A 14,150-nucleotide genomic window follows, 5' to 3' on the forward strand; every position below is an offset into this window, starting at 1 on the left:
CGCGGACCGGTGTCAGCATCGTGCACGATCGAGCGATGAGCTGGTCGCTCGGTCGAACACCTCGAACGCCCGCACCCACCGGTGTCGAACCGGGACGAACCGCCCGGCGCGCACTACCCTCCGCGCATGGCCTACCCGTGCCCGCGCTGCGGCCACCACGTCCTGAGCGCCCCGCCCGGCCCCGGCGTGCAGTGCCCCGTGTGCGCGACGCGCGAGGTGCCGGCCACCGCCCCGCGCACCGACGACGCCCCGGCGTGGGCGCCGATCCCCGGCGGCACGTCCGCGGGCGGTGAGCCGCACCTCAACGGCGACGCACGCATCGGCCAGCCCGCACGCCCCGAGGCCGAGCCGGCGCCCGAGCAGTTCCCGACGCCGCACGTGCCCGGGTGGGGGCCCCGCCGCCCGGACCGGTTGATCTCGCCGCGCAGCCCGGGGTCCTGGCGCACGCGCTCGCGGCCCGGGACCCCGCGCGGAGCGCTGCGCCCTCGGCCGTCCGGGGTCGGTCCCGACAGCGTCCAGCCCGCACCGCCCGCTCCCGACGCCGAGCCGCCCGCACCCGCCGGGCCGGACCGCCTGTCGTCGACGTCACGCGTGCGGGCCGCCGTCGGGCCGGGGGCCGCCGCGCTGCGCCAGCAGGGCGCCCGGGTGCGCGTGGTGGTCGCCGCGACCGACGACCGCCTCACCGACGACCACCTGTGGTTCGCGCGCAGGTGGGGACCACGGGTCGTGGCGGTCGGGCTCGTGCTCACGCTGCTCGCTACGGGGTGGCCGCGGGCCGTCCTCGGTGTGCTGACCGGCGTCGCGGTCCTCGGGCTGCTCGGGGCGCTCGGGTGGACGTGGTGGCGGCTCGGGCCCCGGCGGTGGTGGGTCTTCGGCGGGGACGCGCGCCGCGACCAGCTCGCCGAGATCCACGCCGACGCGGTCGCGGCGAGCCTCGCGCCCGGGATCGAGCTCGTGCGGGTCCGGCGCGTCCACCACACCGCGAACCACGGGTCCCGGTGCCTCGTCGAGACCGTCGAGGGACGGTCGCGTGACGCGTGGTTCTGGCACGCACGGCCCCGGCGCGGCGCCGTCCTGCTCGTGCGCGCGCAGCCGGCCAACCCGGCGCACACCACCGACCTGCACCTGCTGCACGTCGGGTCGGAGGCGACCGGCCCCGGCATCGTCCAACGGCTCCCGCGGGCGAGCTGGCGGGCGGGCGAGCGCGGCCGGCGACGCGACCCGGGGGCCGCGGACGGCGCGGTGCGCGACGTTCCGGTGGACGACGGCGGTGCTGCGGCGCCCTGACATAGCCGGTGCTGCGGCGACGGCGCCCTGACCGACGGGGCGGGCGGGCGCCGCTGCGGGCGGGTGCGGGCGCCGGTCCGGCCGGGTTCGGGCGCCGGTCCGGCCGGGTTCGGGCGCCGGTCCGGGCGGGTGCAGGCGCCGGTCCGGCCGGGTGCAGGCGCCGGCCGTGAACGTGCGCCGCGCGGGTCAGCCGCTGAGCTCGACGATTCCGTTCTGGTACGCCCACACGACCGCCTGCAGCCGCGACCGCACGCCGAGCTTCGGCATCGCCCGGGCGAGGTGCGACTTGATCGTCGACACCTCGAGCACGAGCGCCCCGGCGATCTCCTCGTTGGACATGCCCTGCGCCAGCAGCAGCAGGATGTCGAGCTCGCGGGGCGTCAGGAGCTCGGTGGCGCGCGCCGCAGTCACGGGCTGCGTCCGGCGCCGCGTGACGACCTCACGGAGCACGCGCTTGGTCAGGGCGTTCGCGAGCATGCCCTGCCCGGCGGCGACCGACCGCACGGCGTCGATGAGCGTCTCCGGCTCGGCGTCCTTGAGCAGGAAGCCTGACGCCCCGGCCTCGAGGGCGCCGAACAGGTACTCGTCCACGTCGAACGTCGTGAGGATCAGCACGGGCACGGGGTCCTCGACGTCGGGCCCGCACAGCGCGCGCGTCGCGGTGATGCCGTCGGTGCCGGGCATGCGGATGTCCATGCACACGACGTCGGGCCGGAGCGTGCGGGCCAGCTCGACGGCCGTCGCCCCGTCGGCGGCCTGCCCGACGACGCTGAGGCCCGGCTCGGTGCCGAGCATCGTGCTCAGCCCGGCACGGACGAGCGGCTGGTCGTCGGCGACGACGACCCGCACGGTGCCGGTGCCGGTGCCAGCGGTTCTGGTGTCGCCGCCGCGGGTGGCGCCGTCGCTCGTGCTGCCGGCGGTGCCGGGGTCGCTCCCGGTCATGGTGCGTCTCCTCCCGTGGTCGTCCGGTCCGCCGCGGGGACGACGAGGCGGACCTCCCACCCCCCGGCCGCACCCGGACCGTAGCGGAGCGTGGCCCCGGTGACCTCGGCCCGCTCGCGCATCCCGACGAGCCCGTACCCGGGCTGGTGCGGCGGCGCCGCGTCGCGCGCCGGCGGGGCGTCGTTGCGCACCGTGACGACCAGCGCGACCCCGTCCCGCGCATCGAGGCGCACGTGGCACGGCGCCCCTGGTGCGTGCCGGACGGCGTTCGCGAGCGCCTCCTGGACCGTCCGGTACACGACGAGCTGGGCGAGCGGCCCGACCGCGCCCGTGGCCGCGAGCTCGTCGACCGGCCCGGCGCGGTCCAGGGTCACGTCCACGCCCGACTCGCGCGCGCGGGCGACGAGCTCGCCGACGCCCGCGAGCGTCTCCATCCGCACGGAGCCGTCCGCGTCGTCGGGCCCGTCGGTGTCCCGCAGGAGGACGACGAGGTTGCGCAGGTCGCGCAGCATGGCGGTGCTCTGCTCGCGGACCTGCGCGACCGCGACCTTCGCGCCCGCGGGGTCGACGTCGATCTGCCGGCCGATCGCGCCGGTCATCACGGCGATCCCGGACAGGTGGTGGGCGGCGATGTCGTGCAGCTCGCGCGCCATCGCCGTGCGCTCGCGCTCCACGGCGACCTGCACGAGCGCGTCGTGCTCGCGGGTGCGCGCCGCGAGCGTGTCGGCCCGGGCCTCGCGCGCGTCGCGGCGCGCCCGGACGATGGTCGCGGCGAGGACCGGGAGCCCCACCGCCCCGACGGCCTGGAGCGCCCCGGCGACGACCGCGACCGGCGCTGCGCCGCCGATGAGGTGCTCGCTCGCCGCGACGCCGACCGCCACGAGGACGGCCGCGACGACGAGGGCCGGCCCCGCGCGCCCCCGGCGGTGGTCGACCGCGACCTCGTACGCCGCGACCAGCACCGCGGCGACGGCCGTGCCGACGCCCTCGCCGAGGAGGGCGAGCGCGGGCACCCCGGCGGCCACCGCGACGAGCACACCGGGGGTGGCGCGGGGCCGGGCAGCGAGCGCCACCGCCTGGGCGGTCAGGACCGCGACCGCCCACCACCAGGCCGGCGCGCCGAACTCCGGCATCCCGACGGCGGCCTCCGCGTCGGCCGCGTGCAGGAGCGTCGCCGCGACGAGGAGCGCGACCGTCACCCCCCAGCACGCCGCCGGGACGGCGACCCGCGCGGGGCGCAGGGAGCGGCGCGGTTCCTCGGTCACGCGGGTCACGATAGGGGCGCCGTCCCACCGCGGTAGGCGAGCCGCCCGCGCGTGGCGACGACCAGGACGCCGCCGACCACGACCGAGCCGAGGATGAGCGCGAGCTGGAACGTGTCGCGGTCGACCGTCGGGAACATGTCGGCCCCCGCGACGGACGCGAAGTTGTTGACGCCGACGTGCAGCAGCATCGCCATGGGCAGGCTCTCGTGCGTCGAGTTGAACACCCACGTCATCACGACGTTGAAGACCACACAGAACACGACGAGCCCGACGGGCCGGTGCCAGGGCACGTCCGGCCGGCCGCCCCACTCGGTGAGGAACAGCGGCAGGTGCCACACGCCCCAGAGCACGCCGACGAGCACCACCGCGGGCAGCGGGCCGAACCGGCGCTGCGCGCGCGGCAGCGCGAAGTCGCGCCAGCCCGGCTCCTCGGCCAGGCCGGTCGTGACCATCTGCATGAGCAGGCCCGGCACGAACGCCACGAGCACGGCCGCGGACGGCGCGTGCACGACCCCGCCGGTGAGCACGAGGAGCGAGAGGATCATCACGGCTGGGACTCCGAGCAGGATGCCGGCGTACCACCACCAGCCGACCCGCCACCGCCACAGGCGCCGCGCCCACGTGCGCAGGCCCGCCCGCCCGTCGCACAGCACCGTCACGAGCAGGGCGGAGCCGATCGGGCCGAGGTAGGCACCCGGGAGCATCCCGAGCAGCTGCCCGCCGCCGGCTCCACCGGGGAACGCGACGTCCCACACGCCGAGCCCGTGCCGCGACAGGACGTACGGCAGCCACGCCGCCCAGCTCGCGAGGTTCGCGAGCACGAAGAAGGACACCAGCGGACGGCGCCGCACGAGGTCGACGACGCCGCCCCTCGGTGCGGTCGGTGGCCGTTCGAGCACAGCGGTGGCGGTCATGACGGGCCCTCTCGTCGACGTCGTGCGGACGTGACGACGCTAGGAAGCCGGGCCTCTCGGCCGCGCCGGGCGCAGGATGGCGATCCTGGACCTGCATCGAAAGGTGCAACCGGCCCCCTGTGCCGCACGCGGGCCGCACCGAACCAGCCGCGTGCCGCCCCACCGCGCGAGCCGACCGCCGCGAGTCAGGGCCGGGTCGTCACCACGTCTGCAGGAGCGTCCAGATCCAGTCCCCGACGAACTCGAGGAACTGGCGCACCGCCGGCCCCGCGGGGGTGGCCCCGAGCACGAGCCCGAACAGGATGCACACCACCGCGATCTCCGCGCGGACCTGCCGCGACCTCATCAGCAGGACGACGATGATCCCCAGCAGCACCGCGACGGTGACGACGCTCATCGCGCCGCCCCCGGTCGTGCGTCGAACCTCGAGCTCCCCGCGATGCGCATGATCCGCCGTCTTCCGTCGATCCCCCGTGGTGTCCCGAGCGGACATACCGTACTGAACCGGTCCGGATCGGCCGAGAGGCGCGCGGCCGCGCGGCGATGAGTCCGGGTCCCGGCGCCGGTCCACCCCCCGACCGCACCCGGGGACGGTGCTGTCGCCGCGCCGTCCACCACCGGAGGACCCCATGACCAGCACCCCCACCGCACCCACGACCACTGCGCCCACGACCACCGGGACCCTGGCCGCGCCGGGCGTCCGCCTGCACTACGAGGTGCGCGGCGCCGGCCCCCTCGTGGTCCTCGTCGGCTCCCCGATGGACGCGCACGCGTTCACGCCGCTCGCCGAGCTCCTCGCCGCCGACCACACCGTGCTGACGACCGACCCGCGCGGCATCGGCCGCAGCCCTCTCGACGACCCCGAGCAGGACTCGACCCCGGAGCTGCGCGCCGACGACCTCTCGCGGCTCCTCGCGCACCTCGGCGCCGGCCCCGCGGTCGTCGTCGGGTCGAGCGGCGGCGCCGTGACCGCCCTCGCGCTCGCGCAGGCGCACCCCGAGCAGGTCGGCACGGTCGTCGCGCACGAGCCGCCGCTCGAGGAGCTGCTCGAGGACCGCGAGCGCCGCCGCGCCGCCACGGACCACATGATCGCCACGTACCTCGCGGACGGGCCCGGCGCGGCGTGGGCGCTGTTCCTCGCGGAGGCGAACATCGACGAGGCGGGCGAGAACGGGCCGTCGGGCGCGCAGCCCGAGCCGGCGGACGGGTTCCCCGAGCGCGACCCGCAGGAGGTCGCGGACGAGCGCCGGTTCTTCCTGCACGAGCTGCGCGCGACGACCCGGTGGGTGCCGGACGTCGAGGCGCTGCGGACCGGGACGCCGCGCGTCGTCGTGGGCATCGGCGAGGAGTCGGCGGGTCAGCTGTGCGACCTCACGTCGACCGCGCTCGCGCAGGGGCTCGGCATCGAGCCCGTGCGGTTTCCCGGCGACCACGTGGGCTTCGTCGAGCACCCCGAGGCGTTCGCGCGGCGGTTGCGCGAGGTGCTCGACGCGGGCTGAGCGGGCGCCCGCGCGGGGGTGGCTCAGCCGCGGGCGCGCACGAGGAACCGGTCGAGGTCGTAGCCCTGCGTGACCTCGTTCCACCGGACGTGCGGCGGCCCGTCGGCGACCACGTCACGGCGGAGCAGCGCGGTCACGAACACCTCGGTCTCCATGATCGCGAGCGGCGCGCCCGGGCAGCGGTGGTGGCCGTCGCCGAAGCTCATCAGGGTCGCGGGCACGCCCCGCGGCAGGTCGCGGCCGGGGCACAGCCCGAGGGGGTCGTCGCCGACGACGGCGTGCTCCGCGTTCACCGCGCGGAGGTCGAGGTCGATCAGCGTGCCCTCGGGGAGGTCCACGGGGCCGTCGGGCCCGGCGAGCGTCAGCGGCGCGGTCGTCCGGCGGTACAGGTGCCCGACGACGGGCTCGAGCCGGAGGGTCTCGTCGAGGACCGCGAGGCGCTCGTCCCGGCCGGCGGCGCGGTACCGGGCGAGCAGCGGCGGGTCGTCGAGCAGGTGCCACGCGGCGACGGTGATGAACTCGCGCGTCGTCGCCATGCCTGCGGCGCCGTACGTGACGCACTCGGTGAGGATGTCGAGGTCGCTGAAGCCCTGCTCGACGAGCTGGGAGATCACGTCGTCCTGCCCGGGGGCTCCGGCGGCAGCGCGGCGGCGGTGCGCGCGGACCGCGGGCCGGACGTCGAACCAGTGGAACCGCGCGAGCGCCGAGCTCCGGCGCAGCGACCGCACGAGCGAGCCGAGGTCGGTGACCTTCTCGGTCGAGTCGCCCGCGAAGAACGCGTCGAGGCGCCGGCTCTGGCCCCGCACCGACGAGCTCGTCAGCCCGATGACCCGCCCGGCGACGTGCACCGCCATGAGCAGCGAGAGCCGGCTCAGGTCGACGGGGCGGCGCGTCCCGATGCTCCCGACCAGGCGCTCGCTGACCTCCTCCATGAGGTCGCGGTAGTCCTCGGTGACCTTCGGCGCGAAGAGCCGAGCGGCGGCGCGGCGCTGCGTGTGGTGCTCCTGACCCTCGAGGTAGAGGATCGGCGGGCGCATGCGCGGACCGGCACGGTGGATCCGGTCCCCGCCGAACCCGGCCTGCCGGACCCCTTCGGAGGCGCGCAGGACCTCGCGGGCGACGTCGAAGGTCCGGACGACCCAGCGCGGCTCGTCGCCGAGGTGCTGAGCTCGAGCGCGGGGAGCGTGGCGTCGTCCGGGCGGGTCAGCTTGCGGACCGGGCAGCCGGGCGCGGACGTGGTCTCCGTCGACCCGTTCGGGTGAGTCGTCACACGTGCACGATGCCCGACGGGGCCAGCGCGCGCGACCGATGCGGCGCGGGGGCGGGTTCGGCGCGGCTCAGCCGCTGTGCGGCGCGAGGTGCTCGTCCGCGCCCTGGTCGGCGCGGGCGTCGGGCGCGAGCCCCTCGGCGCGGAGACTCTGCACGCGCGCGGTCCGCGTCGGGTAGCCCCACAGCTCGATGGTCTGCACGACCCAGAAGGCCGCGAACTCGAGCACGAGCAGCGTCTCGACCAGGAGGACGCCCCGCTCGGCGCCGGACGCGCTCTGCCGCAGCACGACCTCGACGACGAGCGTGAGCACCATCGACGCCGCCACGGCCCAGTACGCGGTCGAGAAGCGCGACGACGGCTCCTCGCGCCGCGACGAGAACGCGTTGACGACCACCACGACGACGATGCCCGCGAACATGAGCAGCGCCCCGACGTAGTGCCCGTGCTCCTCCAGCTGCTCGGGTGCGAGCACGTACGCCGCGGCGATCGCCACGAGGACGGCCCACTTGACCCACCGCCAGAGCTGCCCGGGCCCATCGAGGTCGCGCGGCGGGCGGGCGCGTCGCCCGATCAGGTACGCGAGCAGCTCGGTGAGCGCCGCGGCGACGAGCACCGCGCCCACGTTGTTGCGCACGCTCGCGCTCACGTCCCACGGGGGAAGCCCGGGACCGCCGCACAGCGGCTCCGGCTGCACCGGGATCATCGCGACGACGAACGCGAGGTAGCCGGAGATCCCGAGGACGACGTCCTCGGTGTCCGAGCTCCCGCGGTACACGACGAGGCAGGCGCCGACCGCGCAGAGCGCCCCGACGACGACCCCGTGCGCGGCCGTCCAGTAGTACGCGCTGAGGGACGTCTGCCAGCAGCCTGCCGCGACCGCCTGGCCGATCACCCCGGTCGCGAGCATCGCGAGGAGCACGAGCGTGGCGATCCGCAGAGCGCGGTAGGTGTCCCGCTCCGTCGCCATGGCGCCAGTATGCGTTCAGCGCGGACGGCGTGCTCTGCGAGCGGACGACGGCCGGGCCGGGCCTGGCGCACGGAGGGGCGGTCTCGCGCCGGCCGTCGGGGCGGCGGCGCCCCGGCGGCAGGCTCGGCCGGCAGGCTCGGGCCGGAGCCTCGACCGGCGCGGCGCCGGACGCGTGCCTAGCCTGGCAGGGGACCGTGCCGGGCGGTCCGTCGACGAGGAGGTCACGATGAGCGAGAGCACCGACCGCACGCCCGAGGCGGACGACACGGTCGACGAGGTCCTGGCCGAGGAGGAGACGACGGAGGAGGACGCGCGCTCGTTCCCCGAGGCGGGCAGCGACGACGACCCCGGCAGCATGATGAACATGTGACCTGCCTGCGCGCAGGCTGCCCCCCGACCCTTGTGCCCGCGGCGGTCCGCCGCTAACGTACAACCTTGTGGTTGCAAGTCGGCCGGACGACGACGACGTGGACCGCCTCTTCGGGGCCCTCGCCGACGCGACGCGCCGCGACATCGTGCGGCGCGTCATGGGCTCCGAGGCCTCGGTCTCGACGCTCGCCCGCAGCTACGCGATGAGCTTCGCGGCCGTCCAGAAGCACGTCGCCGTCCTCGAACGGGCCGGCCTCGTCAGCAAGGAGCGCCGCGGACGCGAGCAGATCGTGCGCGGCGACATCGGCACCATCCGGGCAGCCGTGCGGCTGCTCGACGTCTACGAGGAGATCTGGCGCGGCCGCATCGGTCGCCTCGAGGACCTCCTCGCCCTCCCACCCGAAGGAGACGTCCGATGACGGTCGTCAGCACCACCAAGGACGAGGAGGCGCTCAGCCTCAGCATCGTCGCCGACCTCGCCGCACCGCCCGCGCGCGTCTGGCAGCTCTGGTCCGACCCGCGCCAGCTCGAGCGCTGGTGGGGGCCGCCGACCTGGCCGGCCACGTTCGTCGACCACGACCTCACCGTCGGGGGCCGCGCGTCGTACTACATGACCGGCCCCGAGGGCGAGAAGGCGCACGGCTGGTGGCGCTTCGACTCGGTCGACGCGCCGTGGTCGCTCGCGTTCGAGGACGGCTTCGCCGACGACGACGGCACCCCGAACGACTCGATGCCCACGACGCGCGCCCAGGTGGTGCTCGAGGAGACCGCCGAGGGCACGCGCATGACGATCACGTCGAGCTTCCAGTCCGCCGAGCAGATGCAGCAGCTCGTCGAGATGGGCATGGTCGAGGGCATGACGAGCGCCGTCGAGCAGATGGACGCGATCGTCGCGGGCTGACCCCTCGACCCGCACCTCCGGACGCGCACGACGGGCCGGCTCCCACCGCGGGGCCGGCCCGTCGTCCGTGTCCCTCAGGTCCCTCAGGTCCCGACGGGCGCGCGTGACGCGCCGCACCCACGATGGACCCGTGACGTTCCCCTACCGCCTCGGCTTCCCCGTCAAGGTCCTCGGCGCCGGCGGCCTCGCGTCGGCGGACGCCCGCCGGTGGCAGAGCGGCCCGCACCTGTCCCGCTCGCTCGAGCTGCTCGACGCGGTGCTCGACCACCTGCGGACCATCGACGTCACGGTGTTCCGGCTCTCGAGCCAGACGATCCCCTACGGCACCCACCCCGACCTGCCGGACCTGCACTACCGGCGCCAGCTCGACGAGTGCCGCGACCGGCTCGACGCGCTCGGGGCCCGCGCGCGCGAGCAGGGCCTGCGCCTGTCGACGCACCCCGGTCAGTACACGGTCATCAACTCCGCGGACCCCGGGCTCACCGCACGGTCGGTCGCGGACCTCGAGCAGGACACGGCGCTGCTCGACGCGCTCGGCCAGGGTCCGGAGGCCGTCGTCGTCGTCCACGTCGGCGGCCTCTACGGGGACCGCCCCTCCGCGCTCGACCGCTGGGCCCGCGCCTACGAGACCCTGTCGCCGAGCGCGCAGGCACGGCTCGCGCTCGAGAACGACGACGGGCCGTTCGGCGTCGCCGACGTGCTCGAGCTGCACCGCCGCACGGGCGTCCGCATCGCGTACGACCACCACCACCACCGGTCGACGGCCGGCTCGGTCGACCTGCCGCCCGCCGACGCGCTGGCCGCGACCTACCGGACGTGGCCGAGCGGCGTGCGGCCCAAGGTGCACCTGTCGAGCCCGCGCGTCGACCTCGAGCACGTCGACCGGAAGGTGCCCGGGACGCGACGCACCGAGCACGTCCCGGTGGCGCCTCGGCTCACGCCGCACGCCGACCTCATCTCCCCCTTCGACCTCGTCGACCTGCTGCGCAGCGCGCCCGGCCCGCTCGACGTGATGCTCGAGGCCAAGGCCAAGGACCTCGCGGTCCAGCACGCCCGCGACGCCCTCGCCCGCCTGTTCCCGGACCTGGCGGCCGCCGAGGAGCGGTCGGCACACGTCGCCTGACAGCCCTGGTCGGAGGCGTGGGCCGACGTGGTCGGGCCCCGCGCGCCCCGCTCGTCGTCGGGCGCCGTCAGGCCCGCGCGCCGAGCTCCTCGAACGACGCCACCCGGACGACGCCCTCGACCCGGCGGGCGAACCCGGCGTCCGTCGTCACGAGCGCGTCCGCCTGGAGCCGCGTCAGCGCCACGTACTCGGCGTCGTACGTCGACCCCCAGCCGAGCTCCGTCGCGACGTCCCACGCGGTGCGGCGCAGCACGGCGTCCCCGAGCAACCGGATCCGGAGCCGACCGGCGAGCCGCAGCCGCTCGCGCGCGACGCCGGCCGCGAGCTCGCCGCGGTGCACCGCCTCGTGCAGCACGGACAGGGTCTGCGAGCGCAGGAGCGTCGGCGCGAGGAGCTCGTTCCCCTCCGCGACGGTCAGGCCCTCCGCCGCGATCCGCAGCACCGCACCGGCGTCCACCACGAACCGCGTCACGACGCCTCACCCCGCCTCGCACCCAGGCCCGTCGACGTCGTCCCGACCACCGTGCCCACGGTCTCAGCCCTGCTGCTCGACGAGGTCGGCGAGCTCGCTGATCTGCGCGACGACGGCGTCGCGCGAGGAGGTCACCGGGAGCGCCGCGCGGGCGATCCACGGGAGCTGCCGGATCAGCGCGCCGAGCTCCGCACGCTGCCACGGGGGGACGTCGTCGAGCGCGAGGCTGCCGAGGTTGTGGTCCGCGATGGTCCGCAGGTGCCCCGCGAGCCCGGGGTCCTGCGCGCGGTCGGCGAGCGTCTCGACGACCCACGCGAACACCGACGCGGACACCGACCAGTCACGCCCGTCGGGGAGGAAGATCACGCCGCCCATCAGTCACCCACGCTTCCGCAGCAGCCCCCGTGGAGTCTCGGTTCCCGAGGCGACGACCGTAGCCCGCCGAGGCCCCGCCACGCCCGGCGAACGCCGTCACCGATCCGGGGACGGCCGGGGCGAAGCCGCGGCACCGGCGCGGCACCGGCGCGACGGGTCTCGTCCACCGACGCGCCCGTCAGCCGCCGACCGTCGTCGCCACCACCGCGATCACCGCGACCACCGCGACGCCGATGGCGATCCAGTTGAGCGTCATGACCCCGCGGTACCCGGCGCTGCGGGGCTTCTCGCCGCCGCCGGCGATGGCGCCCGGGAGGAACACGACGGACGGCGCCTCGTAGCGCAGCTCGACGCGCTGCCCCGCCGGCAGGACGGCCGACGCGCGCCCGGCCTTGCCGCCGAGGTACGGCACGTGGACGCGGAGCGTCGCGTCGGCGGCGGCCACCGGGAGCGGGTGCGTCCCCCAGCCCTGCGCGACGAGGTTCCCGTCGACCGAGACCTTGGGGCTGCACGCCTCGTAGATGAACGCCTGCGCGGGGTGCCCGAGCGTGATGCTGGACCAGCCGGCGGAGGCCGCGGCGGGCGCCGACCCGCCCGGTGCGGCGTCGGGGTAGAAGTTCCAGCCGGGCGGCGCGGGCGGCCACGACGGGTCCGGCTGCCAGCCCGGCGGGGGCGTCCAGCCCTCGGGGACGGGCGGCCAGCTCGGGGGCGGGGTGAAGCGGGCAGTCATCGCGGGGCTCCTTGGGGTCGGATCGGGTCGTGCGGTGCGGTGCCGTGCGGTGTGTTCGGGGGGTGCGGCGCGGGGCTCGGCGGTGCGGGTCAGCCGATCGCCTCGAGGCACAGGAAGCGCGTCCCGTCCTCGAGGTAGCCGGCCGGGCCTGTGCACGAGACCGCCGACTCGACGACGCTCGTCACCCGGTACACCGCCGCGCTGTCGCCGCACGCCACGGCGCGGACGTCGGTCGTGCCCGCGGACCAGCAGGAGCCCATGCCGTCGGTCGCGACGTCGTCGTCGAACACCTGGCCGAGCACCAGGAAGACGGCCACGACGGCGAGGACGCCGCCCAGGATCAGCTTCGTCGGTCCGACGCCCGCGACGAACCCCGCGGCCCGGCCCGGGTTGCGCGGCGCGGTCCAGAACTCCCAGCCCTCGGGCGCGGCGGGCCACGCCGGGTCGGGCAGGTGCCCGCGGCGCGGGTCGAAGCCGGCGGGGACGGTCCAGCCGGGCGGCGGGGCGAACGCCGCGTCGGTGCCGGGCGCGAGGGGAATCGTCGGGACGCTCACGCGGGACCGCCCGGCTGCGCGTCGTCGGCGCGGCGGACCGTGGCCGCGATGCCCGCGGCGTGCGCGGCGCTGAGCCCGAGCGCGGCGGCGTACCCGGCCACGAGCGCGGAGCGGTCGGTGGCCCGGTCGTGCTGGTCGGCGAGCGTCAGGACGCGGCGCAGGAACTCCTCGCGACCCTCGGTCGTCATGGTCGGCGCGAGCGGCCGGAGGAACGCGAGCGTGACGCCGGGGTCGGCGAACGCGACCACGTCCCCCTCCAGGGCGGCGCGGTCGTACGAGGACGACACCCCGGCGGACGACGCGAGCAGCGCGACGGCGGGACCGTGCAGCGCCGCGCCGGCCGGCCCGGACGCGGCCACGAGGTGCGCGACGGCGGCCCGGTTCGCGAGCCCGACCTGGTACTCGAACAGCTGCGTCGTCGGCTCCCCGAGCACCGCGTCGCGGAACGCGGTGCCGCACCGGGTGCACTCGACGTGCGACTGCAGCCGGCGCAGCGGGATCACCGGGATGAAGAAGAACGTGAACCACTGCCGGGGCTGCACCCGCCGGTACTCCGCGTCGACCCCGCACTGCGGGCAGTGGAACTGCCCCGTCCCCAGCACCGCGTTGAGCACGCGCATGCCCCAGATCACGAACACCGTCGGCTCCCTCGTCTGCCGGTCGGGCGCGACCGGCGTGGCCCCTGCTCGTCCCTCCGGCGGCTCCGGCGACGACTGCTGCGCCCGCACACTAGCGCCGGTCGCAGACCCGCCAGACCGGTTCCGGCATCCGGTTCCCTCGACCCCGCCGGCCCGCCGTGGCATGCTGTCGCCGCTCCTCGCCCCCCTGTGATGGCCCCGGCGCGCCGCGAAGCGCCGCCCGCGATGACACGCACCGCACCGCGCACCACCCACCCCGGAGGGTCCGCCCCTCACGACCGATGAGCGGCGCCCGCGCCCCCGAGGGCGCCCCGCCCGTCAGCCCCGTCCGGGTCCGCAGCCGCAAGGACCTCCGCCACGAGCGCCGCCGCCGCGCGCACGGGTGCTGGGACCACCTCGTCGTCGCGCCCCTGTGGCCGCTGCACGGCGTGAACCTCGGGACCCTGCTGCGCACGTGCGACGCGGTCGGCGCGTGCCTCGCGGTGCCGCGCCTGCCGTGGGTCCCCGAGGCGCTCGAGCGCGGCAACACGCTGCGGCGCCCGGCGTGCGTGCACTGGACGGGCAACCGCGTCCGGTGGCTCACCGAGCAGCGCGCCGCCGGCTCGGCGGTCGTCGGCGTCGAGCTCGCCGACGAGGCCATCCGGCTCGGCGACCTGCCCGCCGCCCGGCGCCGCACCGTCGTGGTGCTCGGGCACGAGCAGACCGGCATCCCGCCCGAGGCGCTCGGGCTCCTCGACCAGGTCGTCGAGATCCCGATGGTCGGCACCGGGGCGAGCCTGAACGTCGCCGTCGCCGGCTCGCTCGTGCTGTACCGGCTCGCGGGGCTGCTGTGACGGGCGCCGGT

General features: G+C 76.4%; 19 protein-coding genes. 8 read left to right on the forward strand and 11 right to left on the reverse strand.

Annotated elements, in window-relative coordinates; all coding sequences use genetic code 11:
- The first annotated feature begins 126 nt into the window (after positions 1-126).
- Positions 127-1,287 (forward strand): hypothetical protein, encoded by a 1,161-nt coding sequence (locus ACWFNE_RS02680; protein ID WP_452120915.1) that lies wholly within the window; start codon positions 127-129, stop codon positions 1,285-1,287.
- Between the two features lie 186 nt (positions 1,288-1,473).
- On the opposite strand, the gene ACWFNE_RS02685 is transcribed toward ACWFNE_RS02680, so the two are convergent.
- The 4 genes from ACWFNE_RS02685 to ACWFNE_RS02700 all read right to left on the reverse strand — a co-directional run bounded on the left by ACWFNE_RS02685 (position 1,474) and on the right by ACWFNE_RS02700 (position 4,805).
- Positions 1,474-2,229 carry a response regulator gene (locus tag ACWFNE_RS02685; RefSeq protein ID WP_452120916.1) on the reverse strand — a complete coding sequence of 252 codons (756 nt, stop codon included), beginning with the start codon at positions 2,227-2,229 and terminating at the stop codon, positions 1,474-1,476.
- Complete coding sequence (locus ACWFNE_RS02690; RefSeq protein WP_452120917.1) at positions 2,226-3,494, reverse strand: sensor histidine kinase; 1,269 nt, start codon at positions 3,492-3,494, stop codon at positions 2,226-2,228. The genes ACWFNE_RS02685 and ACWFNE_RS02690 overlap by 4 nt, the downstream gene beginning before the upstream one ends.
- Before the next feature lie 5 nt (positions 3,495-3,499).
- Entirely contained in the window at positions 3,500-4,408 is a 909-nt protein-coding gene (locus tag ACWFNE_RS02695) for a CPBP family glutamic-type intramembrane protease (protein ID WP_452120918.1), read from the reverse strand.
- A gap of 199 nt (positions 4,409-4,607) precedes the next feature.
- Positions 4,608-4,805 carry a hypothetical protein gene (locus ACWFNE_RS02700; RefSeq protein ID WP_452120919.1) on the reverse strand — a complete coding sequence of 66 codons (198 nt, stop codon included), beginning with the start codon at positions 4,803-4,805 and terminating at the stop codon, positions 4,608-4,610.
- Positions 4,806-5,037: 232 nt separating this feature from the next.
- On the opposite strand from ACWFNE_RS02700, the gene ACWFNE_RS02705 reads away from it, so the two are divergent.
- Positions 5,038-5,907: an alpha/beta fold hydrolase gene (locus ACWFNE_RS02705; protein WP_452120920.1), complete on the forward strand. Its 870-nt coding sequence runs from the start codon at positions 5,038-5,040 to the stop codon at positions 5,905-5,907.
- Between the two features lie 23 nt (positions 5,908-5,930).
- On the opposite strand, the gene ACWFNE_RS02710 is transcribed toward ACWFNE_RS02705, so the two are convergent.
- Positions 5,931-6,944: a cytochrome P450 gene (locus ACWFNE_RS02710; protein WP_452120921.1), complete on the reverse strand. Its 1,014-nt coding sequence runs from the start codon at positions 6,942-6,944 to the stop codon at positions 5,931-5,933.
- Between the two features lie 15 nt (positions 6,945-6,959).
- Between ACWFNE_RS02710 and ACWFNE_RS02715 the strand changes: the two genes are divergently transcribed.
- Positions 6,960-7,169 carry a hypothetical protein gene (locus tag ACWFNE_RS02715; RefSeq protein ID WP_452120922.1) on the forward strand — a complete coding sequence of 70 codons (210 nt, stop codon included), beginning with the start codon at positions 6,960-6,962 and terminating at the stop codon, positions 7,167-7,169.
- 75 nt (positions 7,170-7,244) lie between these two features.
- Here ACWFNE_RS02715 and ACWFNE_RS02720 read toward each other — a convergent pair whose 3' ends face one another.
- Positions 7,245-8,144, reverse strand: coding sequence for a hypothetical protein (locus ACWFNE_RS02720; RefSeq protein ID WP_452120923.1), 900 nt, complete (start codon positions 8,142-8,144; stop codon positions 7,245-7,247).
- Positions 8,145-8,370: 226 nt separating this feature from the next.
- Between ACWFNE_RS02720 and ACWFNE_RS02725 the strand changes: the two genes are divergently transcribed.
- The 4 genes from ACWFNE_RS02725 to uvsE all read left to right on the forward strand — a co-directional run bounded on the left by ACWFNE_RS02725 (position 8,371) and on the right by uvsE (position 10,537).
- Positions 8,371-8,514: a hypothetical protein gene (locus tag ACWFNE_RS02725; protein WP_452120924.1), complete on the forward strand. Its 144-nt coding sequence runs from the start codon at positions 8,371-8,373 to the stop codon at positions 8,512-8,514.
- 67 nt (positions 8,515-8,581) lie between these two features.
- Positions 8,582-8,932: an ArsR/SmtB family transcription factor gene (locus ACWFNE_RS02730; RefSeq protein WP_452120925.1), complete on the forward strand. Its 351-nt coding sequence runs from the start codon at positions 8,582-8,584 to the stop codon at positions 8,930-8,932.
- Positions 8,929-9,414, forward strand: a complete 486-nt coding sequence (locus ACWFNE_RS02735) for an SRPBCC family protein (protein WP_452120926.1) — start codon at positions 8,929-8,931, stop codon at positions 9,412-9,414. Before ACWFNE_RS02730 ends, ACWFNE_RS02735 begins: the two co-directional genes overlap by 4 nt.
- A gap of 130 nt (positions 9,415-9,544) precedes the next feature.
- Positions 9,545-10,537, forward strand: a complete 993-nt coding sequence (gene uvsE, locus ACWFNE_RS02740; protein WP_452120927.1) for a UV DNA damage repair endonuclease UvsE — start codon at positions 9,545-9,547, stop codon at positions 10,535-10,537.
- A 67-nt stretch (positions 10,538-10,604) separates the two neighbouring features.
- On the opposite strand, the gene ACWFNE_RS02745 is transcribed toward uvsE, so the two are convergent.
- The 5 genes from ACWFNE_RS02745 to ACWFNE_RS02765 all read right to left on the reverse strand — a co-directional run bounded on the left by ACWFNE_RS02745 (position 10,605) and on the right by ACWFNE_RS02765 (position 13,306).
- Positions 10,605-11,009, reverse strand: coding sequence for a type II toxin-antitoxin system VapC family toxin (locus ACWFNE_RS02745; protein WP_452120928.1), 405 nt, complete (start codon positions 11,007-11,009; stop codon positions 10,605-10,607).
- 63 nt (positions 11,010-11,072) lie between these two features.
- Complete coding sequence (locus ACWFNE_RS02750) at positions 11,073-11,375, reverse strand: hypothetical protein (protein ID WP_452120929.1); 303 nt, start codon at positions 11,373-11,375, stop codon at positions 11,073-11,075.
- Between the two features lie 187 nt (positions 11,376-11,562).
- Complete coding sequence (locus ACWFNE_RS02755) at positions 11,563-12,114, reverse strand: hypothetical protein (protein WP_452120930.1); 552 nt, start codon at positions 12,112-12,114, stop codon at positions 11,563-11,565.
- A gap of 89 nt (positions 12,115-12,203) precedes the next feature.
- Positions 12,204-12,668 (reverse strand): LppU/SCO3897 family protein, encoded by a 465-nt coding sequence (locus ACWFNE_RS02760; protein WP_452120931.1) that lies wholly within the window; start codon positions 12,666-12,668, stop codon positions 12,204-12,206.
- Positions 12,665-13,306 carry a zinc ribbon domain-containing protein gene (locus ACWFNE_RS02765; protein WP_452120932.1) on the reverse strand — a complete coding sequence of 214 codons (642 nt, stop codon included), beginning with the start codon at positions 13,304-13,306 and terminating at the stop codon, positions 12,665-12,667. Before ACWFNE_RS02765 ends, ACWFNE_RS02760 begins: the two co-directional genes overlap by 4 nt.
- 281 nt (positions 13,307-13,587) lie before the next feature.
- Here ACWFNE_RS02765 and ACWFNE_RS02770 point away from each other — a divergent pair, with 281 nt between their 5' ends.
- Entirely contained in the window at positions 13,588-14,139 is a 552-nt protein-coding gene (locus ACWFNE_RS02770) for a TrmH family RNA methyltransferase (RefSeq protein ID WP_452120933.1), read from the forward strand.
- The last annotated feature ends 11 nt before the right edge of the window (positions 14,140-14,150 follow it).

It is taken from the genome of Cellulomonas sp. NPDC055163, assembly GCF_053607065.1.